Origin of the sequence: Massilia sp. WG5, from assembly GCF_001412595.2 — a bacterium.
Taxonomy (GTDB): Bacteria; Pseudomonadota; Gammaproteobacteria; order Burkholderiales; family Burkholderiaceae_D; genus Telluria.
This window is the reverse complement of record NZ_CP012640.2, coordinates 2,809,009-2,830,317: the sequence shown is the minus strand read 5'-3', so window position 1 is coordinate 2,830,317 and position 21,309 is coordinate 2,809,009. Positions and strand designations below refer to the sequence as shown.

Here is a 21,309-nt window from a genome sequence, read left to right as displayed (position 1 = left end):
GTTCAGTGGGCGTGCCCCGCGTGGGCATGTCCGTGCTCATCGGCGTGGTCATGGTCATGGTCGTGCTCATGCCCGCCGTGCAGCGCGCAGCTGCTGTGATTCGTCGTCCCTTGCTCGACCTGCAGCGTGCAATGGTGGATCGAGAAATCCTCGCGCAGGTGCTCGACGATGTGGTCGATCGCCTGGTCGCCCGGGTACCCGTCCGGCATCACCAGGTGGGCGGTCAGCGCCGTTTCGGTGGTGCTCATCGCCCAGATGTGGACGTCGTGCACCTCGGTGACGCCGGTTTGGGCGGCGAGGAAGGCCGTGACCTGGGTCGCGTCCACGCTGGCCGGCACCCCCGCCAGCACCATCTGCAGCGATTCCTTCATCAATGACCAGGTGCCGGCCACGATGATCACCACGATCACCAGGCTGACCGCCGGATCGAGCCAGGTCCAGCCGGTGCTCATCACCACCAGGCCCGCCACCACCACACCCAGCGACAGCGCGGCGTCGGCAGCCATGTGCAGGTAGGCGCCGCGCACATTGATGTCGTCCTTGCTGCCGGCCATGAACAGCCAGGCCGAGAAGCCGTTGACCAGCACCCCGATGCCGGCCACGATCGACACCGTGGTGCCGGCCACCGGTTCCGGATGGGCGAAGCGCAACACCGCTTCCCAGGCAATGGCGCCGCAGGCCACCATCAGCAGCAGGGCATTGCCCAGCGCCGCCAGGATCGAGGAGCCGCGCAGGCCATAGGTGAAGCGGCGCGTCGGCGTCTTCTTGGCCAGCAGCGCCGCGCCCCAGGCCAGGACCAGGCCCAGTACGTCGGACAGGTTGTGGCCGGCGTCGGCCATCAGCGCGGTCGAATTCGCGATGAAGCCATAGGCGAATTCGATGACGACGAAGCCCGCGTTCAGGATGATCGACAGCATGAAGGCGCGACCGGCGTCGGCCGGGGCCGGGTGATGGTGTCCGTGGCCGTGGCCATGGTCGTGATGGTGGTGAAGGCTCATGCGTCTAATCCGTTTGCTGGTTCTGGTTCGGCGATGTGTTCGAACATGTTGGCGAGCAGGCCGCTGATGTGGGCATCGGCGGCCGTGTAGAACACCTGCTTGCCCTGGCGCTCCGCCTTGACGATGCGGGCCGCGCGCAGCAGGCGCAGGTGGTGGCTGACCAGGGAACTGGACAGCTCCAGCCTGGTCGCGATGTCGCCCACCGCGATCGGCTGCGCCAGGCAGGCCAATACGATCCGCAGCCGGGTCGGGTCGCCCAGCAGGTGGAACAGGTCGGCGAGTTCGTCGACCAGGTGGTCGGTGTCGGGAGGTGTGCTCATGCTTAACATGTGAAGAACTGTTCACATGTTAAGCGCAAATACGAGGACGGCGCAAGCGCTGTGTGTGCCGGCGCCCTGTCAATCGTGCATGCATACATTACAAGTTCGTAATGTTGAGTTGCTTTTTTTGCACAACAGTTTATTGAAATGCATGACATGCCTGGACGGCCGCAGTAGTCTCGTCAGTTCCGCATCTGCGGATTACAACAACTGATAAATGGAGACAGAATGGCTTCGTTAATCCCAAGAAAATGGCTGGGTGCTATCCTCACCACGGCCGGCGTCGCTTCGATCGCGCACGCACAAACGGCAACCGATGACAGCGGTTACCGCAGCGCCCAGGATTTCCGGGCGTTCCAGCAAGCGGGCAGCGGCGAGGAAGATCGTCCGACCGTGCTGGGCCGCCTCGAATGGCTCAAGGCGCGCTACGGCGCCACCCTGCCGGCCGATTTCTCGCGCCGCATGGCGCAGGAATGGAGCAGGCAGCGCAGCATGTATCCGCAGTTGGCGCCCGGCGCCACGGCGCCGGCCGGCGTGCCGCAATGGCAGTCCATCGGTCCGACCCGCGCCACCAAAACCGAGAACGGCATCAAGCTCAGCGTGACCGACAGCGGACGCCTGCGCACCATCCTGCCCCATCCCACCGACCCGAACACGGTCTACGTGCTGTCGTCCTCGGGCGGCATCTGGAAAACCTCGAACTTCGAAGCCCCGTATCCGACCTGGACCCCGATCACCGACAAGGTCATCACCACCAGCGGCGGCGCGGCCGCTTTCGGACGCGATCCGCAGACCCTGTATTTCGGCACCGGCGACCCGTTCGACGGCATTCCCCTGGTCGGCGGCGCCATGCTCAAGACCACCGACGGCGGCAATACCTGGTCGCCCTTCGTCTTCCTCGACAATGCCGGCACGGTCACGGACGTGAAGGTCGATACCCGCGGCGCCACCGACGTGGTGCTGGTCGCCACCGGTTCCGGCGTGTTCCGCTCGGCGGATGCCGGCAAGACCTATACCAAGGTGCTGGGCGGCGGCACAGCCTGGAGCCTGGCGCGTACCAGCATCGGCTGGCTGGCCACGGTCGCCACCAGCGGCTACTACAGCCCGGCCACGATCTACCAGTCGAGCGACGGCGTGACCTGGACCGCGCTGTCGGCGCCCAACGTGACGGCCGGCGCCGGCCGCATCACGCTGGCCGTCGGCGCGCCGGGCGACAAGGTCGCCTACGCCTACGTCGCGCGCTCCTGCGACGCCGGCTGCGACCAGAAGGACCTGTACCGCACGGACGATGGCGGCAATTCCTGGACCGCGCTGGGCCTGAACAGCAAGGCGCCGGTGAACCCGAACGAAGAGAACCCGACCATGGAGCTGATGGGCGGCCAGGGCTTCTACAACCACATGATCACGGTCGATCCGACCGACCCCGGCCGTAATACGGTCTACCTCGGCGGCCAGCTGAATACCGGCAAGACCACCGACGGCGGCAAGACCTGGCGCCTGCTGAGCAACTGGCTCGGCCAGTTCGGCCTGCCTTATGTGCACGCCGACCACCATACCGCGATCGTGTCGACCGCCGGCGGCAAGAAGCGCGTGATGTTCGGTACCGATGGCGGCCTGTTCGTCAGCAAGGACGAGGGCGCGAGCTGGGACGACCAGAAGAACGTCGGCCTGGCGGACCACCTGATCTATTCGATGGCGACTTCGGGCGCGGATCCGAAGAGCGTGCTGGTCGGCCTGCAGGACAACGGCACGCGCATCCGCTCGGGCAATACCGGCGTGTTCAACCAGAGCTTCGGCGGCGACGGCTTCGGTGTCGGCTGGAGCCAGTCGAAGACCACGGTGACCGCGCTGGGCAGCTATGTCTACGGCTACATCTACTATTCGCAGAAGGATCCGAACATCCAGAAGAAGTGGGCGGATCCCGCCTTCGACCCTGCGACCTGCACCTACAACGGCGTGAACGCCTGCAACGCCTATTTCGTGACGCCGATCGCGACCCCGAGCGCACAGGCCGACCCGTCGGGCCAGACCTACTTCACCAACACGGCCAGCCTGATCTATCGTACCGACAATGCCGGCGCCTCGTGGCGTCCCATCTTCAGCGGCAGCACGGCCTCCACCTTCATTCGCGGCGCTTCGCACAGCCTGGGCGTCAGCCCGATCGACCTGAACCACGTGGCCGCGGTCGGGCCCGGCGGAAGGCTGCTGGTGACGACCGATGGCGGCGCGCACTGGGCCACGCGGAACACGATCGTGCCGGGCCACCTGGGCTACAACAGCAGCGTTGCCTGGGCCAATAACTCGGTGCTGTATGTGTCGTCCGAGAACCCGACCAGCCAGAGCGTCCGGGTGGTGAAGTCGACCGACGGCGGCGCGAGCTGGAGCGCGGCGAGCAATGGTCTGCCGAACGTGCCGATCCAGAAACTGCTGGCGGCGCCGAATGACTTGAGCGGCAATACGGTCTATGCGGCGACCTGGCTGGGCGTGTATCGCACCACCGACGGCGGGGCCAACTGGAGCCAGTTCGGCGCCGGCCTGCCGACCGTCGAGGTGAGCGACCTGTACATGCCGACCGACGGCAGCTTCCTGCGCGCGTCCACCTATGGCCGCGGGGTGTGGGACCTGCAGTTACGCTGAGAAGGGATACCGGCGGGCCGATCCCGGCCTGCCGGTTTTCCGCCTAGGGCAGCTGCCCATCCGCATCCCGCATCTCCACCTGCCCCAGCCCCAGGTCTTTCAGCTGCGGCAGCACCTTCGCCCTGTCTCCCACCGCAATCACCTTCATCCGCTCCGGCGCCAGGTACTTGTTGGCCGCCGCCTGCACCTGTGCCGCGCTCACGCGCCGGAACTGGTCCGGCAGCGTGCGCCAGTAGTCGGCCGGCAGGTCGAACACATAGGTCTCGGCCAGGCTGGCGCCGATCGCGCTGTTGGTCTCGAACTGGCCCGGCAGCGAATACACCTGTGAATCGCGCGCGCCGGCCAGCTCGTCCGGGGGCAGCGGTTTCGCGCGAATGCCGCGCACTTCCTTGAAGATCTCGGAAATGGAGGCGCCGGTCACGTCGGTGCGCACGCTGCCGGCGATGACGAAGGGACCCGGCGTGCGGTCGTAGCGGAAGCCCGAGAACACGCCGTAGCTGTAGCCTTTGTCTTCACGAAGATTGAGGTTGAGGCGGCTCGAGAACAGGCCGCCGAGCGCGGCGTTCATCACCTGCATGGCCGGATAGTCGGGCGTCTTGCGGGTCGTGGCGACCTCGGTCACGCGCAGCGCCGTCTGCGGCGCGCCCGGTTTGTCGACCATGACCAGGCGCGCTTTCGTCCCCCCGGGATCGCCCGGCAGCACCGGCGCCGGCGCGGCGCGCGGCCACCCGCCGAAGCGGCTGGTCGCCAACGCGCGCAGGTCGTCCAGCGCGATGTCGCCGGAGACGATCAGGGCCGCGTTGGCGGGCACGTAGTGGCGGCGCCAGAACTGGTACAGGTCGTCGCGCGTGACGGCGCGGATCGCCTGCTCGGTGCCGAGCTGGCCGTAGCCGTAGGGGTGCCGGGCGCCGTACAGCGCCGAGGCGCCGGCAACTGCCGCCACGGCGTCCGGATTGTCGCGCTGCTGGGTCAGCGCACCGATGCGCGCGGCGCGCTGGCGTTCGACTTCGGCGGTGGGGAAGGCCGGATGCTGGACCACGTCCGCCAGCACGTCCAGCGCCTGCGCGAAGGTCGAGCGCAGCGACAGCAGCGAGACCGTCGACGAATCCGTGCTGCTGCCGCTGCCCAGGAAGGCGCCCAGCTGCGCGATCTCGTCGGCGATGCGCGGCGCGCTGCGCGTGGCGGTCCCTTCCTGCAGCATCTGGGCGGTGAAGCCGGCCAGGCCCGGCTCGTCGTCCGGGTTGGCGTCGGAGCCGCTTTTCAGCACCAGCTCGGCCGCCACCAGCGGCAGCGCAGGATTGTAGTGGTGGATCACGCGCAGGCCGTTCGGCAGCTGGAAGCTCTCGCCCTGCGGCAGCGTGAACTTCGGCGCCGGCCCCGGCTTCGGCGGCTGGCGGCGCCAGGCTTCGTCGCGGTTGATGCCGGCCGCGGTACGGTCGGCCGGGCCTGCGCCGGGCTTCGCGGGCGCCGCCGCCGGGTCCGGGCCCAGTTCCGGCTTGCCCGGCACGCCCGCCACCACCACCCGCGCATTCGCCTGCAGGTAGCTGCGCGCCACGCGCTGCACGTCGGCGGCGCTGACGCGGCGCAGGCGTGCGATGTCCTTCGGCAGGTAGCCCGGATCGCCGGTGTACTGGTTGTACTGGTTGACCTGGTTGGCCAGGCCCGCGCCGCCCAGCTTCTCGATCGAGGTCAGCATCGCGGTCTCGATCGTGTTGCGCGCGCGTTCGACTTCCTGGTCGGATGGGCCGGCGTCGCGCAGCGACTTCAGCTCGGCGTCGATCGCCGCTTCGAGTTCCCCGGCGTCAATGCCGGGGCGGGCGGTGACGTCGATCACGAAGGTCGAGGTCAGCGCGTTCGAGTTTTGCGCGGCCGAGGTGTCCTGGGCGATCTGGCGCTCGTAGACCAGCGATTTGTACAGCCGCCCGGCCTTGCCGCCGGCCAGGATCTGGGCCGTGACGGCCAGCTCGGCGTCGCCCGGCTGGTAGGCCGGCGGGGTCAGCCAGGCCATGTAGACGCGCGGCAGTTCGACCCGGTCGGCCACCGTCAGGCGCCGTTCGCGCGTGATCGGCGGCGTCGTCACGGTCGGTTTCGCCACCGGCGAGCTGCGCCTGAAGCTGCCGAAGTATTTCGTCACCAGGGCGCGCGCCTTGGCCTTGTCGATGTCGCCGGCGATCACGATGCTGGCGTTGTTGGGGCCGTAGTAGCGGGCGAAGAAGTCGCGCACGTCGGCCAGCTTCGCGTTCTGGATGTCGGCGTGCGAGCCGATCACCGAGGCGTAGTAGGGGTGGTTCTTCGGGAACAGCGCGTGGTTCAGCGCCTCTTCGACGATGCCGTAGGGGCGGTTCTCGACGCTCTGGCGGCGCTCGTTGCGCACCACGTCCTGCTGGTTCGACAGCGCGGCCTGGTCGAGCACGTCGAGCAGGTAGCCCATGCGGTCGGCGTGCACCCACAGCGCCAGCTCGAGCTGGTTGGACGGCACGGTGTCGTAGTAGTTGGTGCGGTCGTAGTCGGTACTGCCGTTGCTGTCGGTGGCGCCGGCGCCTTCCAGCAGGCGGTCGGCCAGGCCGCGCGGCAGGTGGCGCGAACCGGCGAACATCATGTGCTCGAACAGGTGGGCGAAGCCGGTCAGGCCGGGCGCCTCGTTGGCCGGCCCGACGTGGTACCAGACATTGACGGCGACGATGGGCAGGCGGTGGTCCTCGATCAGGATCAGCTCCAGGCCATTTGGCAGCGTGGTCTTCGTATAGGCGACCTGGGGCAGCGGACTGCCGATGCCCGGCGCGCTGTCGCGGGCGGGCTGCCGGGCGGCGACCGGCGTGGCGGCCAGGGCCAGGGCCGCGGCGGACATCGCGCAGGACAGGCGGAAGAGGGTGGGCAAGCGTGGCTTCATGCGCGGCTCCGGCTCGGATGGTTCAGTGATGGTTCATCGATGTTCAGTGGCAGACGTCGCTGCCGCGGTCGGGCGGAGGCAGGCCCAGCGGCGTGAGGCGGGCGGATTCCAGGAATTCCCACTCGTAGCGGCCGTCCAGCAGGCGCAGGCGCAGCACGCCGGTGCGGCCGCTGTCGCGCATCTCGCTGTTGTCGACCGTGAGCAGGAACGGGGTCGGGTAGGCGCCGCCGGTGCCGACCACGAACTGGCGCATGCCGCGTGCGCGGTCGAGGCGGCCGTCGGCATCCTGGGGCGCGAAGCGTTCGTAGTCGTGGTCGTGGCCGGACAGCACCAGCTCGGCGCCGGCCTCCTGCAGCAGGCGCCACGCATCGCGCATCGTCGGGATGCTGCCATGTCCGCCCGAGCTGTACAGCGGATGGTGCCAGAACGCCAGCGTGCAGCGCGCCGGATGGCTGGCGAGATCGGCGCGCAGCCACGCCAGCTGGGCGGCATGCTCGGCCGGGGCCAGGTTGCTGTCGAGGGAGACGATGTGCCAGCCGTTCATCTCCAGGCTGTAGTAACCCCGTCCGGCGCGCGCGCCGAAGTAAGCGAAGTAGGGCGCGGCCTTCGGCGTGTAGTACTCGTGGTTGCCGGGCGCGGGCCAGGTGCGGTCCTTGAACCGGCCCCAGGTCGGGCCGTAGCAGTCGGTGAATTCCTTGGGCCTGCCGCGCGGGTAGGTGTGGTCGCCCAGGGTCAGCACCACGGCTTGCGGATCGGCGGCAAGGCCGGCGGCGACGGTGCGGGCGGTGTCGGCCGCGCCCGACCAGGCCGGATCGCTGCCGGCGCAGCGGGCGATGTCGCCGGCCGCATAGACGGTGATGCCAGCGCCGGCCGATGCGGAAGCGGCCAGCAGCAGGCCGCCCGCCGCCAGGCCTGCACGCATCGCGAACGCCGGCACCCCTTACTCGAGGAAGCGCAGCAGTCCGGTCAGCGCATGCGCCACCGTCTGTTCGCGCACGGCGCGGCGGTCGCCCTGGAAGACCAGGCGTTCGGTATAGGTGGTGCCGCCCTTCGACCAGCCGAAACAGACCGTGCCGACCGGCTTGCCCGGCACCGCGCCGGTCGGGCCGGCGATGCCGGTGGTGGACACGGCCACATCGGCATTGCTGTTGGCGACCGCGCCTTCGGCCATCGCGCCCGCCACCTCCACGCTGACGGACCCGAACTGGGCCATCAGCGCGGCCGACACGTCCAGCATCTCGGTCTTGGAAGCATTCGAATAGGTCACGAAGCCGCACTCGAACCAGCCGGTCGAGCCGGGGATTTCGGTGATGGCCTGGGACACGCCGCCGCCGGTACAGGACTCGGCGGTGGCAAGCAGCAGGCGCTTCGATTCGAGCAGTTTGCCGACCCTGGCCGCCAGTTCAAGAATATCGTTCTCCATGTCCTCTCCCTTGTTTAAGGTGCCTCTTGTACTGCGCCGGACCATTCTAGCGCGCCTCGGTCAGGTGCGCGCTAAAAACCTTAACGAAAAGCCATGCAGCAGTGGACAGTGTAAATATCCGATGTCGTTCCGTGCGACATCGTCCGAAAGGCTACTGCTATCCTGCACGCCTGCCGGGCCTGTTCCGGTAGTGTTCATTCATTGATGTAGGACTGACATGCCGCTCGAACGTTTCGCGCAACGCCACTTGGGGCCGGCGCGCCGGGAGTCGCCGGCGCGGCATACGGCGGAGGCAGCATGATCGGTCAGCGCTCGATCCGCACCAAGCTCGTCACGATCGTGATGTCGACCACGCTGGCGGCGCTGGCGGTGTCGGTCGGCACGGTGGTCGCCTACGACTTGCGCGGCTACCAGCGTGCGCTGCTGAACGACCTCTCGACCCAGGCCGAACTGGTCGGCCACGCGACCTCGGCCGCGCTGAGCTTCGACGACCCGCGCCTGGCGCGCGAGAACCTGGCCATGCTGCGCTCGCGGCCGACGGTGCGCGCGGCCGCCATCTACGACCAGTCCGGTGCGCTGTTCGCGTCCTACCTGGCACCCGGCGAGAGCGGCGCCTTCCCGCCGCATCCGGGCAAGGTCGGGCACCTCAAGGACGGCGAAGAACTCGTCCTGTATAAACCCATCCGGGAAAACGGCGATATGCTTGGCACGGTCTACCTGCGCTCGTCGGACCTGCTGATGGCGCGGGTGCGCGACTACCTGCTGATCTGCATCGGCACGACCCTGCTGGCGCTGCTGATCGCCTGGCTGCTGGTGCGGCGGCTGGGCCACACGATCACCACGCCCATCGACGCCATCACCACCATCGCGCGCGAGGTGGTGGCGCGGCGCGACTACTCTCGCCGCGCGCCGCGCATCAGCGAAGACGAGGCGGCGGCGCTGGTCGATTCCTTCAATGCAATGCTGACCGAGATCGAGCAGCGCACCCTGGCGCTGGAAAATTCGAACCACGAGATCGCGCGCGAAGCGCTGGAGCGCGCCCTCGCCCAGCAGGAAGTGATGCGCCTGAACGAAGGGCTCGAGCAACGCGTGCAGGAGCGCACCATGCAGCTGGAGCTGGCCAATTCCGAGCTCGAGCTGGCGATCGAGGAGGCGCGCAGCGCCAACCAGGCCAAGTCGGCGTTCCTGTCGTCGATGAGCCACGAGTTGCGCACGCCGCTCAACGCCATCCTCGGCTTCGCCCAGATCCTGGCCGCCGACAACCTGCCCACCACGCCGGAGCAGAAGAAGGAATTCGCCGGCCATATCCTGAAGTCGGGGCGCCACCTGCTCACCCTGATCAACGAGGTGCTCGACCTGGCCAAGGTCGAGGCGGGCGCGCTGACGCTGTCGATGGAGCCGGTCGAGCTGGCCGAGATCCTGGCCGAGTGCCGCACCATGATCGGACCGCTGGCGGCGGCGCACGGCATCCGCGTGGCATTCCCCGAACACGTGGCGGCGCAGGTGCAGGCCGACCGTACCCGCCTGAAGCAGGTACTGCTGAACCTGCTGTCGAACGCGGTCAAGTACAACCGCGAGGGCGGATCGGTGACGCTCGAATGCGAGGCCTGCGGGCCGGACCGGCTGCGCCTGGCGGTGCGCGACACCGGCGCTGGCCTGCGCCCGGACCAGGTGGCCGCGCTGTTCCAGCCCTTCAACCGCCTCGGGCAGGAGAACGGCGCCCAGGAAGGCACCGGCATCGGCCTGGTGTTCACCAAGCGCCTGGTCGAGCTGATGAAGGGCGAGATCGGCGTTACCAGCAGCCCGGGCGTCGGTTCGACGTTCTGGATCGAGCTGACGGCCGCGGGAAGGATGAACGGCGCGCTGGCGCAGCCGGCGGCGCCGGGGTCTTCCGGCGACGGCGATGGCGCGTCCGCCACGCGCGACGCCGTGCCGCGCCTGATCCTGTACATCGAGGACAATCCGGCCAACCTGCGCCTGGTGCAGGAAATCGTGGGCTTCCGCGCCGACCTGCGCCTGCTGGCGGCGCCGGACGGCCATGCCGGGCTGGCGCTGGCCCATACCCACCACCCGGCGATCATCCTGATGGACCTGAACCTGCCCGGCATGAGCGGCTTCGAGGTGCTGGCGCAGCTGCGGCGCGAGCCGGACACCGCGCATATCCCGGTCATCGCCCTTACCGCCAACGCCATGCCGCGCGATATCGAGCGCGGCCTGTCGGCCGGCTTCGCCCGCTACCTGACCAAGCCGATCGACATCGAACAATTCCATGAGGCCATCGACGGCGTGCTGGCCCAGCGCGCCGCGGAAGAAAGGACCACTCCATGAGCTTAGCTTTATGATCTCGCCTTCGGATATCCGGCGTGCGCGCATCCTGATCGTCGACGACGAACCGGTGAACGTGCAGCTGCTCGAATTCCTGCTCAAGACCACCGGCTACGAGCAGGTGTCGAGCACGACCGACCCGCGCCAGGTCGCCGCGCTGCACCTGCAGAACCGCTTCGACCTGATCATCCTCGACCTGCAGATGCCGACCATGGACGGCTTCCAGGTGATGGAGGCGCTGAAGCCGATGGAACGCGAATCCTGGCTGCCGGTGCTGGTCGTGACGGCCGAACCGGACAAGAAGCTGGCCGTGCTCGAGGCCGGGGCGCGCGACTTCATCGGCAAGCCCTTCGACACGGTCGAGATGCTGACCCGCATCCGCAACCTCCTGGAAGTGCGCCTGTTCCACAAGGAGTCGCGCGAGTACGGCGCACGGATGGAGCGCAAGGTACGCGAACGCACCGCCGAGCTGCAGCGCTTCCGCGGCGCGATGGACGCCACCGCCGACGCCATCTTCCTGGTCGACGCGCGGAACATGGCGATGCTCGACGTCAGTGACGGCGCCTGCCGCATGCTGGGCTTTTCGCGCGAGGCCCTGCTGCGCATCGATCCGGTGGCGCTGGGCCTGGCCGAACGGGCCCAGCTCGAACGCTACGCCGATCCGGGCGAGGCGCCGCGCGAGCACGACATCGTCGAGACCGAACTGCTGCGCGCCGACGGGCAGGGCTCGGTGCCGGTCGAGATCGGCTGGCAGCTGCAGCAGCTCGACCAGATGCGCATGCTGATCGCGGTGGCGCGCGACATCAGCGAGCGTATCCACGCGGCCCAGCGCCTGAAGCACATCTCGAATTACGACAGCCTGACCGGCCTGCCGAACCGCACCCTGTTCTTCCAGACCCTGCGCGACGCCATCGAACTGGCCCAGGACAAGAACTGGCGCATCGCGGTGCTGTTCATCACGCTGGACCGCTTCAAGGTCATCAACGATTCGCTCGGCCCGGCGCTGGGCGACGAGCTGCTGCGCCAGTTCAGCACGCGCCTGGTGCGCTCCCTGCGCCACCGCGACAGCTTCGGGCGCCTGGGCGGCGACGAGTTCGCGCTGATCCTCACCACCACGCCCGAGCAGAAGGAAGAGGAGGCGGCCAGCGTCGCCAACGAAGTGCGCGAAGCCTTGCGCGCGCCCTTCGACCTGAACGGCCAGCGGGCGGCGCTGACGGCCAGCATCGGCATCGCCATGTACCCGGACGACGCCACCGATCCCGGCACCCTGGTCAAGTACGCCGACGTGGCGATGGTGCGGGCCCGCGAGGCGGGACGCGACGGCTACCGCTTCTTCACCTCCGGCATGAACGTGCAGGTGCTGGCGCGCCTGGACCTCGAGCTGGCGCTGCGCGGCGCCCTCGACGGCGAACAGTTCGAGCTGCACTACCAGCCCAAGCTCGACCTGAATACCGGCAGGGTCAGCGGCGTGGAGGCCCTGCTGCGCTGGCGCCGCCCGGGCTTCGGCCTGGTCTACCCGGCCGAGTTCGTGCCGGTCATGGAGGAGACCGGGATGGTGGTGCGGGCCGGCGCCTGGATCGTCGACGAGGCCTGCCGCCAGATCGCCGCCTGGAACAGGGAGGGCGTGCGCGACGTGCGGGTGGCGGTGAACGTCTCCAGCCGCCAGTTCGTCGAGGGCGACCTCGAGGGCGACATCCGCAGCGCGCTGCAGAAGCACAAGGTGGAGCCGGGCCTGCTCGAGCTGGAGCTGACCGAGAGCGCGCTGATGTCGAACTTCGAGCACACGATCCAGGTGCTGGAGAGCCTGAAGGCGCTCGGCATCCGCATCGCGATCGACGACTTCGGCACCGGCTATTCGAGCCTGGCCTACCTGAAGCGCTTCCCGATCGACAAGCTGAAGATCGACATCGCCTTCGTGCGCGACATCACGACCAATCCGGACGACGCCGCGATCGCGCTGGCCATCATCAGCATGGCGCACAGCCTGCACATGCAGGTGATCGCCGAAGGGGTGGAGTCGCGCGCCCAGATGGCGCTGCTGCGCCGCCACTTCTGCGACGAGATCCAGGGCTTCCACTTCTCGCGCGCGCTGCCGGCCGAGGAGCTGGGCAAGCTGGTGCTGGAGAACCGCGCCCAGCCCAAGCGCCCGGCGCCGGACGACCGCAACGTCCAGACCCTGCTGGTGGTGGACGACGACGTCAACGTGCTGGCGGCCCTGCACCGCCTGTTCCGGCGCGATAACTACCGGGTGCTGACGGCGGCCACCCCGGCCGAGGGCTTCGAACTGCTGGCGCTGTACCACGTGCAGGTGATCCTGTGCGACCAGCGCATGCCGGCGATGAGCGGCATCGAGTTCCTGAGCAGGGTGAAGGAGATGTATCCGGACACGATCCGCATCATCCTGTCCGGCTACACCGGCGTGGACACGGTGCTCGATTCGATCAACCGCGGCGCCATCTACCGCTTCTATACCAAGCCGTGGAACGACAACGAGCTGCGCGACAACGTGCGCCTGGCCTTTCGCCAGTACTGGCTGACGCACGGGCCGTACGACGACCGCAAGACGCCGCGCGACGAAGAGGCGGCGTAGTTTGCGCGTGGGCTCCCCGTGCCCACGCGTGAGGGTTGCACTTAGGCGAAATGATCCCAGCCGTGCAGCTGTAAATACAGCGCCGCGCCGTCGCCATCGACCAGCCGCAATCCCGGCCCGGCCTCGATCCGCCCCACGCGCGTCACCGCGGTCCCGGCGCGCGCGCCGGCCGCCAGGATCGCCTCGCGCCGGGCCGCCGGCGCGGTGAAGCACAGCTCATAGTCGTCGCCGCCGGCCGCCGTGAAGCGCCGGCGCAGTTCGCGCTCCTGGCGCGCCAGGGCCGGCCCGGCCGGCAGCGCGTCGACGTCCAGCACGGCGCCCACCTTCGAGGCCGCCAGGATGTGGCCCAGGTCGCCGACCAGGCCGTCGGAGATGTCCAGCGCCGCGTGCGCCAGCCTTTCTTCGGCCAGCAGCCGGCCCAGGGCCACGCGCGGCGTCGGCGCATGCAGGCGCGGCGCGGCCAGCGCTTCGATGGCGGGGTGGAGCGGCCGTTCGCCAAGGCAGCCGGCCAGCGCCAGGCGGGCGTCGCCGAGGGTGCCGGAAATCCAGATGTCGTCGCCCGCGCGGGCGGCGTCGCGCCGCAGCGCCGTGCCGGGCGCGAGTTCGCCGAAGATGGTGATGCAGATGTTCAGCGGCCCCTTGGTGGTGTCGCCGCCCACCAGTTCGCAGCCGTGCGCGTCGGCCAGCGCGAACAGGCCGCGCGAAAAGCCGTCCAGCCAGACCTGATCGGCGCCGGGCAGCGCCAGCGCCAGCGTGAAGCCGAGCGGCGCCGCGCCCATCGCCGCAAGGTCGGACAGGTTCACGGCCAGCGACTTGTGGCCGAGGTCGAAGGGGTCGGCGCCGGCCAGGAAGTGGCGGCCCTCGACCAGCATGTCGGACGAGACCGCCAGCTGCATGCCGGGCGTGGGGGCCAGCAGGGCGCAGTCGTCGCCGACGCCGAGCACCGTGCGGCCGGAGGCGTCACGGCGTCCCTGGCGGGTGAAATACTGCTTGATGAGGTCGAATTCGGAGAGCATGCGCGGATTGTAATCCGGCCCGGCAGCCCGGGAGACATTTGCCTAGCATGAAAGGGAAAGTGTGTATGTACAACTTTTTAGCAAGGCTGTTGGTAAAAATACCTACACGATTAGAGGATTCACTCTGATAAAATCATAGACCCCCAGTCAGTCAGCACAGGAAGGCCGCCAAAGCATGGATTCGTCAATCGATAAAAAAGAAGAATTACGCCAACAACTGCGTGCTGCGGCGCTCGAATACCACCAGATTCCCCGCCCGGGCAAAATCGCCGTCGTGCCGACCAAGTCGGTGCTGAACCAGCGCGACCTGGCGCTGGCGTATTCCCCGGGCGTCGCCGCTCCCTGCGAAGAGATCGTCAAGGATCCCGCCACCGCGTATCAATACACGTCGCGCGGCAACCTGGTCGCCGTCATCTCGAACGGCACCGCGGTCCTCGGCCTGGGCAATATCGGCCCGCTGGCGTCGAAGCCGGTCATGGAAGGCAAGGGCGTGCTGTTCAAGAAGTTCGCCGGCATCGACGTGTTCGACATCGAGATCGCCGAGAACGACCCGGACAAGCTGATCGACGTGATCGCCGCGCTCGAGCCCACCTTCGGCGGCGTGAACCTGGAAGACATCAAGGCGCCGGAGTGCTTCTACATCGAGCGCAAGCTGCGCGAGCGGATGAAGATCCCGGTCTTCCACGACGACCAGCACGGCACCGCGATCATCGTCGGCGCCGCCATCCTGAACGGCCTGAAGGTCGTCAACAAGGATATCAAGACCTGCAAGCTGGTGGTCTCGGGCGCGGGCGCGGCGGCGCTGGCCTGCCTCGACCTGATCGTCGACCTCGGCTTCCCGGTCGAGAACATCTACGTCACCGACCTGGCTGGCGTGGTCTACAAGGGCCGCACCGAGCTGATGGACCCGGACAAGGAACGCTTCGCCCAGGACACCCCGCACCGTTCGCTGGCCGAGGTCGTCCCCGGCGCCGACATCTTCCTGGGCCTGTCCGCCGGCGGCGTGCTCAAGCCGGAGATGGTGGCGTCGATGGCGCCGAACCCGCTGATCCTGGCGCTGGCCAACCCGAACCCGGAAATCCTGCCGGAAGACGCGAAGGCCGTGCGCAGCGACGTGATCATCGCGACCGGCCGTTCGGACTACCCGAACCAGGTCAACAACGTCCTGTGCTTCCCCTACATCTTCCGCGGCGCGCTGGACTGCGGCGCGACCACCATCACCCGTGAGATGGAAATCGCGGTGGTGCATGCGATCGCCGAGCTGGCCCACGCCGAGCAATCGGACGTGGTGGCCACGACCTACGGCATCTCGAACCTGTCCTTCGGTCCGGAATACCTGATCCCGATGCCCTTCGATCCGCGCCTGCTGACGCACATCGCGCCGGCGGTGGCGAAGGCCGCGATGGACGGCGGCGTCGCCACCCGTCCGATCAAGGACCTGGCCGCCTACACCGAGAGCCTGCAGCAGTTCGTGTACCGCAGCGGCTCCTTCATGAAGCCGCTGTTCCAGGTCGCCAAGAGCACCCCGCCCGAGCTCAAGCGCATCGTCTACGCCGAGGGCGAGGACGAGCGCGTGCTGCGCGCGGTGCAGGTGGTGGTCGACGAGAAGCTGGCGCGCCCGATCCTGGTCGGCCGCCCGGCGGTGCTGGAACAGCGCATCGAGAAGTTCGGCCTGCGCCTGAAGCCCGGCCTGCACTTCGACGTCATCAACCCGGACTTCGACGAGCGCTACCGCGACTACTGGCAGACCTACCACCAGATGGTGATGCGCAAGGGCGTGACCCAGGACATGGCCAAGCTGGCGATGCGCCGCCGCCACACCCTGATCGGCGCGATGATGGTCCACAAGGGCGACGCCGACGGCATGATCTGCGGCACCTACGGCACCACCCAGACCCACCTCGAGTTCATCGACAAGGTGCTGGGCAAGCGCGCCGGCAGCAATGTGTATGCGGCGATGAACTTCGTCATCACCGACGAGCGCCAGCTGGCGATGGTCGACACCCACGTCAACGAGAACCCGACCGCCGAAGAGCTGGCCGAGATCACGATCATGGCGGCCGAGGAACTGGAGCGTTTCGGCATCACCCCGCGCGCGGCCCTGCTGTCGCACTCGAACTTCGGCACCTCGAACAGCGAGTCGGCGCAGAAGATGCGCGCCGCGCTGGCGCTGGTGCAGCAGAAGGCCCCCAACCTGGAAGTCGACGGCGAAATGCACGGCGACGCCGCCCTGGATTCGAAGCTGCGCGCCAAGATCATGCCGCAGTCGACGCTGAAGGGCGACGCCAACCTGCTGGTGATGCCGAACATCGACGCCGCCAACATCGCCTACAACGTCGTCAAGACCGCGGCCGGCAACGGCATCGCAGTCGGCCCGATCCTGCTGGGCTGCGCGCGTCCGGTGCACATCCTGACCCCGTCGGCGACCGTTCGCCGGATCGTCAACATGACCGCGCTGTGCGTGGTGGACGCCGTGTCGGCACGCTGAAACTTAACAATTCAGCGATAAAAAAGAGGCCGCTTGCGGCCTCTTTTTCATGGGGATTCCCGATGCTTGTCGTAAAAATGTAGAAGTTCCCTACATTTGAAGAACTTGTAATAATTTTTGAGTTAGACGTAACAATGCGTAATCACGCGCCGCTCTTCAGCGCTTTCGGGTGATAATAGTCAAGCATATATTGTATATTTTGCACGCTTTCTCCCGTGCAAGGCTTCAAGCATTGGCTCTGTTACAATGCGGGGTTTGTCGGAATCATCTGGTCCGGACTCTCCCAAGCGCCGGCCGCCTGCCGCGGCGGCATCCTCGACCAGCACCTGGAATACCTAGAACATGCATACAACGAAAAGAGCCCTGATTACCGGGATTACGGGCCAGGACGGCGCATATCTTGCGCAACTGCTCCTGGAAAAAGGGTACCACGTCACCGGTACCTTCCGCCGTTCCAGCTCGGTCAACTTCTGGCGCATCGCGGAACTGGGCATCGAGAACCACCCGAATCTGTCGCTGGTCGAGTACGACCTGACCGACCTGTCGTCCAGCATCCGCCTGATCGAATCCTCCCGTCCGGACGAAGTCTACAACCTGGCGGCGCAGAGCTTCGTCGGCGTGTCCTTCGAACAGCCGGTCACGACGGCGTCGATCACCGGCCTGGGCGCGGTCAACCTGCTCGAGGCGATCCGCATCGTCCATCCGAAGGCGCGCTTCTACCAGGCCTCGACTTCCGAGATGTTCGGCAAGGTCCAGGCCGTGCCGCAGATCGAAAGCACCCCGTTCTATCCGCGCAGCCCTTATGGCGTCGCCAAGCTGTACGCGCACTGGATGACGGTCAATTACCGCGAGTCCTATGGCATCTTCGGCAGCTCCGGCATCCTGTTCAACCACGAGTCGCCGCTGCGCGGCCGTGAGTTCGTGACCCGCAAGATCACCGATTCGGTGGCCAAGATCGTGCTCAACAAGCTCGACGTGCTCGAGCTGGGCAACCTGGACGCCAAGCGCGACTGGGGCTATGCGCGCGAATACGTGGAAGGCATGTGGCGCATGCTGCAGGCCGACCAGCCGGACACCTTCGTGCTGGCCACCAACCGTACCGAGACCGTGCGCGACTTCGTGACCATGGCCTTCCGCGGCGCCGGCATCGACATCGAATGGAAGGGCCAGGGCGAGGAAGAGACCGGCCACTGCGGCCGTACCGGCAAGCTGCTGGTGCGCATTTCGCCGAAGTTCTACCGTCCGGCCGAGGTCGACCTGCTGATCGGCGATTCGAGCAAGGCCTTGCGCGAGCTCGGCTGGAAGGCCACCACCACCCTCGAGCAGCTGTGCCAGATGATGGTCGACGCCGACCTGCGCCGCAACGAACTGGGTTTCTCCTTCTGACATGAACCGTATGGTCACGGAAGAGATCATCGGTCGGGTCGAACCGCGCGAAGGCGAGGGCAAGCGCGCCCTGATCACCGGACTGCGCGGTTTTACCGGTTACTACATGGCGCGCGAACTGAGCGCCGCCGGCTACCATGTGCACGGCACCGTGCTGCCGGGTGAGCCGACCGGCCCGGACATCTTCGCCGTCGACCTGCTCGACCGTGCCTCGGTCGCCGCGGCCGTCGAACAGGTGCGGCCGGACGTGGTCGTGCACCTGGCCGCGATCGCCTTCGTGGCCCATAACGACGCCGACCAGATGTACCGCGTCAACGTGGTCGGCACCCGCAACCTGCTGGAAGCGCTGGCGGCCGGCTCGCACAAGCCGTCCAGCGTGCTGCTGGCTTCTTCCGCCAACATCTACGGCAACGCCGACGTTGCCGTCATCGACGAAAGCGTGGCCCCGAGCCCGGCCAACGATTACGCCGTCAGCAAGCTGGCGATGGAATACATGGCGCGCCTGTGGATGGACAAGCTGCCGATCACGATCGCGCGTCCGTTCAACTACACCGGCGTGGGCCAGGCCGAGAACTTCCTGCTGCCGAAGATCGTGTCGCACTTCCGCAAGGAGGCGCGCCGCATCGAGCTGGGCAACCTGGCGATCGCGCGCGACTTTTCCGACGTGCGCATGGTGGCGAAGAGCTACCGCCGGCTGCTGGCGGCAGCGCCCGCCGGCGAAGCCTTCAACGTCTGCTCGGGCCAGCCGCATTCGCTGGAAAGCCTGATCGACATGATGAGCGAGATCGCCGGCTACCGCATCGAAGTGCACGTCAATCCGGCCTTCGTGCGCGCCAACGAAGTGCTCACGCTGACCGGCAGCAACGCCAAGCTGGCCGGGGTCATCGGCAGGATCGAGCCGACCCCGCTGCCCGACACGCTGCGCTGGATGTACACGGCGTGAGTGGAGTACGAGTCGGCCTGGGAACGACCATGATCGAACCGGGTTTTACTGGCGGACGGCTGGACGGCATCGGGGTCTACACCCGCGCCCTGCTGCGCCACCTGCCGGGCGTCGGGTGCGAGGTAAGCCCCTTCTCCTGGCCGACCGGCACGACGCCGCCCAGCGAGGGCCAGGCGCTGCCGCAATCCTTCGGGCGCGCCACCGTGGTCGACCTGCTGACGCCGAATGCACACCGGATGCACATGCCGCTCGACGTCTTCCATGCCACCGACTACCGCGTGGTGCGGATGGATTGCCCGGTGGTGGCGACCCTGCACGATGCGCTGCCGATCAAGCACCCGGAATGGTGCAACCCGCGCCTGCGGACGGTGAAGAACTGGCTGCAGCGCAAGGCGGCGCAGAAGGCCGACCACGTGATCGCCGTGTCGCACTATGCGATCGAAGAACTGGTCGACTGCTTCGGCGTCGACGAGCGCCGCATCTCGGTGGTGCCGAACGGCGTCGACGAGGAATGGCTGGCGCCGCCCGCGCCGGGCGAAGTCACGGCCACGCTGGAAGCCCATGGTTTGCGGCCCGGTTATTTTCTGTTCGTCGGCACGCTGCAGCCGCGCAAGAACGTCGAGCGACTGCTGGACGCCTGGCTGGCGCTGCCGCAGTCGGTGCGTGACGAACGCCAGCTGGTCATCGTCGGCAATGCCGGTGCGCGCTCGGAAGCGCTGCTGCGCCGCATCGCCGCGGAAGTGGCGGAGGGCGCCGGCGTGCTCTGGCTGAACCGCCTGACCGACAGCGAGCAGCTGCGCCACGTGTACGCCGGCGCCGGCGTGTTCGTGTTTCCTTCGCTGTACGAAGGCTTCGGCATTCCCGTGGTCGAGGCCTTTGCGTCCGGGGTGCCGGTGGTGTCGTCGAACCTGACTTCGCTGCCCGAGGTATCGGGCGGCGCGGCCTTGGAAGTCGATCCGCTCGACGTCGGCGCGCTCGGCGACGCCATGCTGGCCCTGGTGCGCGAACCGGCGCTGCGGGCCCAATGCATTACCGCCGGGCGCGCACGCGCGGCCCAGCTGACCTGGAACGCGACGGCACGCCAGACCGCTGCCGTCTACCGCTCACTCATCTGAAGATTTGGCAACTTAGTCATGCGTATCCTTCACTTCTACAAGACCTACTATCCCGATTCGGTGGGCGGAGTCGAGCAGGTCATCCGCCAGATGTGCGTCGGGACCGGGCGGCTTGGGGTGCGCAACCAGGTGCTGTCGCTGTCGCGCAAGACCGACCTGCAACCTTTCGAATTCGAAGGGCATATGGTGCACCGGGTGCCGCAGAACTTCGAGCTGGCGTCGAACGCCGTATCGGTGCAGGCCATCCCGGAACTGGCGCGCATGGCGCTCGAGGCCGACGTCGTGCACTACCACTTCCCGTGGCCCTTCATGGACCTGGCCCACTTCCTGGCGCGCGTGAACAAGCCCAGCGTGGTCACCTATCACTCCGACATCGTGCGCCAGAAGGCCCTGCTGCGCCTGTACCAGCCGCTGCAGCACCGCTTCCTGCAGAGCGTCGACGCGATCGTCGCGACCTCGCCGAACTACCTGGGCTCGTCCACGGTGCTGGATCGCTACCGCGACAAGACCCGCGTGATCACCTTCGGCCTGGACAAATCCAGCTATCCGGAGCCGGACCAGGCGCGCCTGGACCACTGGCGCGAAAAGGTTGGACCGAAATTCTTCCTGTTCGTCGGCGTGCTGCGCTACTACAAGGGGCTGCACATCCTGCTCGACGCGGTGGCGGGCACGAATTATCCGGTGGTGATCGTGGGCGCCGGTCCGATCGAGACGGAGCTGAAGGCCCACGCCGAGCGCCTGGGCCTGAAGAACGTGATGTTCGTCGGGAAGGTGGATGATCTGGACAAGGTCGCGCTGCTCAAGCTCTGCTATGCGGTGGCTTTCCCTTCGCACCTTCGCTCGGAAGCCTTCGGCATCTCGCTGCTGGAAGGCGCGATGTTCGGCAAGCCGATGATCTCGAGCGAGATCGGCACCGGCACCACTTATATCAACATCCACCAGCAGACCGGCCTGGTGGTGCCGCCGTCCGACCACGAAGCCCTGCGCGCCGCGATGCGCACGCTGTGGGACGATCCGCAGCTGGCCCAGGAGATGGGCCGCCGCGCCGAGGCCCGCTACTGGCAGCTGTTCACCGCCGAGCAGATGGCCGACAGCTATGCCGGCCTGTACCAGGAACTGGTGGCGCGGCGGGAGCAGGTGGGCTTGACGCCGGCGACGCGGCTGGGATAAGACGTCGC

At 67.4% G+C, this 21,309-nt stretch carries 14 protein-coding genes; 8 read left to right on the top strand and 6 right to left on the bottom strand.

Going from position 1 to position 21,309, the window contains the following annotated elements; genetic code table 11:
• Positions 1 to 2: 2 nt before the first annotated feature.
• Both AM586_RS12550 and AM586_RS12545 read right to left on the bottom strand, forming a co-directional pair.
• Entirely contained in the window at positions 3 to 998 is a 996-nt protein-coding gene (locus tag AM586_RS12550; RefSeq protein WP_047821406.1) for a cation diffusion facilitator family transporter, read from the bottom strand.
• Positions 995 to 1,318 (bottom strand): helix-turn-helix transcriptional regulator, encoded by a 324-nt coding sequence (locus tag AM586_RS12545; RefSeq protein ID WP_047821408.1) that lies wholly within the window; start codon positions 1,316 to 1,318, stop codon positions 995 to 997. Before AM586_RS12545 ends, AM586_RS12550 begins: the two co-directional genes overlap by 4 nt.
• A 228-nt stretch (positions 1,319 to 1,546) precedes the next feature.
• Here AM586_RS12545 and AM586_RS12540 point away from each other — a divergent pair, with 228 nt between their 5' ends.
• Positions 1,547 to 3,955, top strand: a complete 2,409-nt coding sequence (locus AM586_RS12540) for a hypothetical protein (protein ID WP_047821410.1) — start codon at positions 1,547 to 1,549, stop codon at positions 3,953 to 3,955.
• A 43-nt stretch (positions 3,956 to 3,998) separates the two neighbouring features.
• Here AM586_RS12540 and AM586_RS12535 read toward each other — a convergent pair whose 3' ends face one another.
• The 3 genes from AM586_RS12535 to AM586_RS12525 are packed head-to-tail and all read right to left on the bottom strand — an operon-like array spanning position 3,999 to position 8,268.
• Positions 3,999 to 6,845 (bottom strand): pitrilysin family protein, encoded by a 2,847-nt coding sequence (locus tag AM586_RS12535; protein WP_082439783.1) that lies wholly within the window; start codon positions 6,843 to 6,845, stop codon positions 3,999 to 4,001.
• 43 nt (positions 6,846 to 6,888) lie between these two features.
• Positions 6,889 to 7,767, bottom strand: a complete 879-nt coding sequence (locus tag AM586_RS12530; RefSeq protein ID WP_082439893.1) for a metallophosphoesterase — start codon at positions 7,765 to 7,767, stop codon at positions 6,889 to 6,891.
• A gap of 18 nt (positions 7,768 to 7,785) precedes the next feature.
• Positions 7,786 to 8,268: a CinA family protein gene (locus AM586_RS12525; protein ID WP_047821415.1), complete on the bottom strand. Its 483-nt coding sequence runs from the start codon at positions 8,266 to 8,268 to the stop codon at positions 7,786 to 7,788.
• Between the two features lie 297 nt (positions 8,269 to 8,565).
• Here AM586_RS12525 and AM586_RS12520 point away from each other — a divergent pair, with 297 nt between their 5' ends.
• Both AM586_RS12520 and AM586_RS12515 read left to right on the top strand, forming a co-directional pair.
• Positions 8,566 to 10,596 (top strand): ATP-binding protein, encoded by a 2,031-nt coding sequence (locus tag AM586_RS12520; RefSeq protein WP_047821417.1) that lies wholly within the window; start codon positions 8,566 to 8,568, stop codon positions 10,594 to 10,596.
• Between the two features lie 10 nt (positions 10,597 to 10,606).
• Positions 10,607 to 13,183 carry an EAL domain-containing protein gene (locus AM586_RS12515; RefSeq protein WP_047821419.1) on the top strand — a complete coding sequence of 859 codons (2,577 nt, stop codon included), beginning with the start codon at positions 10,607 to 10,609 and terminating at the stop codon, positions 13,181 to 13,183.
• A 41-nt stretch (positions 13,184 to 13,224) separates the two neighbouring features.
• Here AM586_RS12515 and thiL read toward each other — a convergent pair whose 3' ends face one another.
• The gene (gene thiL, locus AM586_RS12510; RefSeq protein ID WP_047821421.1) at positions 13,225 to 14,199 is read right to left on the bottom strand and encodes a thiamine-phosphate kinase; all 975 of its coding nucleotides are present in this window, start codon (positions 14,197 to 14,199) and stop codon (positions 13,225 to 13,227) included.
• 175 nt (positions 14,200 to 14,374) lie between these two features.
• Here thiL and AM586_RS12505 point away from each other — a divergent pair, with 175 nt between their 5' ends.
• The 5 genes from AM586_RS12505 (at position 14,375) to AM586_RS12485 (ending at position 21,301) form a co-directional block, all read left to right on the top strand.
• Positions 14,375 to 16,687, top strand: a complete 2,313-nt coding sequence (locus tag AM586_RS12505; RefSeq protein ID WP_047821423.1) for an NADP-dependent malic enzyme — start codon at positions 14,375 to 14,377, stop codon at positions 16,685 to 16,687.
• Positions 16,688 to 17,029: 342 nt separating this feature from the next.
• Positions 17,030 to 18,073, top strand: coding sequence for a GDP-mannose 4,6-dehydratase (gene gmd / locus AM586_RS12500; RefSeq protein WP_047821425.1), 1,044 nt, complete (start codon positions 17,030 to 17,032; stop codon positions 18,071 to 18,073).
• Between the two features lies 1 nt (position 18,074).
• Complete coding sequence (locus AM586_RS12495) at positions 18,075 to 19,016, top strand: GDP-mannose 4,6-dehydratase (RefSeq protein ID WP_082439782.1); 942 nt, start codon at positions 18,075 to 18,077, stop codon at positions 19,014 to 19,016.
• Positions 19,013 to 20,131, top strand: a complete 1,119-nt coding sequence (locus tag AM586_RS12490) for a glycosyltransferase family 1 protein (RefSeq protein ID WP_307162451.1) — start codon at positions 19,013 to 19,015, stop codon at positions 20,129 to 20,131. The genes AM586_RS12495 and AM586_RS12490 overlap by 4 nt, the downstream gene beginning before the upstream one ends.
• An 18-nt stretch (positions 20,132 to 20,149) precedes the next feature.
• On the top strand, positions 20,150 to 21,301 hold the full coding sequence (locus AM586_RS12485; RefSeq protein ID WP_047821430.1) for a glycosyltransferase family 4 protein: 1,152 nt from the start codon (positions 20,150 to 20,152) through the stop codon (positions 21,299 to 21,301).
• Positions 21,302 to 21,309 lie beyond the last annotated feature (8 nt).

Bases quoted from the DNA above. Each gene is read 5' to 3' on its own strand.
- AM586_RS12550 (WP_047821406.1), bottom strand. From the start codon at position 998: ATGAGCCTTCACCACCATCACGACCATGGCCACGGCCACGGACACCAT.
- AM586_RS12545 (WP_047821408.1), bottom strand. From the start codon at position 1,318: ATGAGCACACCTCCCGACACCGACCACCTGGTCGACGAACTCGCCGAC.
- AM586_RS12540 (WP_047821410.1), top strand. From the start codon at position 1,547: ATGGCTTCGTTAATCCCAAGAAAATGGCTGGGTGCTATCCTCACCACG.
- AM586_RS12535 (WP_082439783.1), bottom strand. From the start codon at position 6,845: ATGAAGCCACGCTTGCCCACCCTCTTCCGCCTGTCCTGCGCGATGTCC.
- AM586_RS12530 (WP_082439893.1), bottom strand. From the start codon at position 7,767: ATGCGTGCAGGCCTGGCGGCGGGCGGCCTGCTGCTGGCCGCTTCCGCA.
- AM586_RS12525 (WP_047821415.1), bottom strand. From the start codon at position 8,268: ATGGAGAACGATATTCTTGAACTGGCGGCCAGGGTCGGCAAACTGCTC.
- AM586_RS12520 (WP_047821417.1), top strand. From the start codon at position 8,566: ATGATCGGTCAGCGCTCGATCCGCACCAAGCTCGTCACGATCGTGATG.
- AM586_RS12515 (WP_047821419.1), top strand. From the start codon at position 10,607: ATGATCTCGCCTTCGGATATCCGGCGTGCGCGCATCCTGATCGTCGAC.
- thiL (WP_047821421.1), bottom strand. From the start codon at position 14,199: ATGCTCTCCGAATTCGACCTCATCAAGCAGTATTTCACCCGCCAGGGA.
- AM586_RS12505 (WP_047821423.1), top strand. From the start codon at position 14,375: ATGGATTCGTCAATCGATAAAAAAGAAGAATTACGCCAACAACTGCGT.
- gmd (WP_047821425.1), top strand. From the start codon at position 17,030: ATGCATACAACGAAAAGAGCCCTGATTACCGGGATTACGGGCCAGGAC.
- AM586_RS12495 (WP_082439782.1), top strand. From the start codon at position 18,075: ATGAACCGTATGGTCACGGAAGAGATCATCGGTCGGGTCGAACCGCGC.
- AM586_RS12485 (WP_047821430.1), top strand. From the start codon at position 20,150: ATGCGTATCCTTCACTTCTACAAGACCTACTATCCCGATTCGGTGGGC.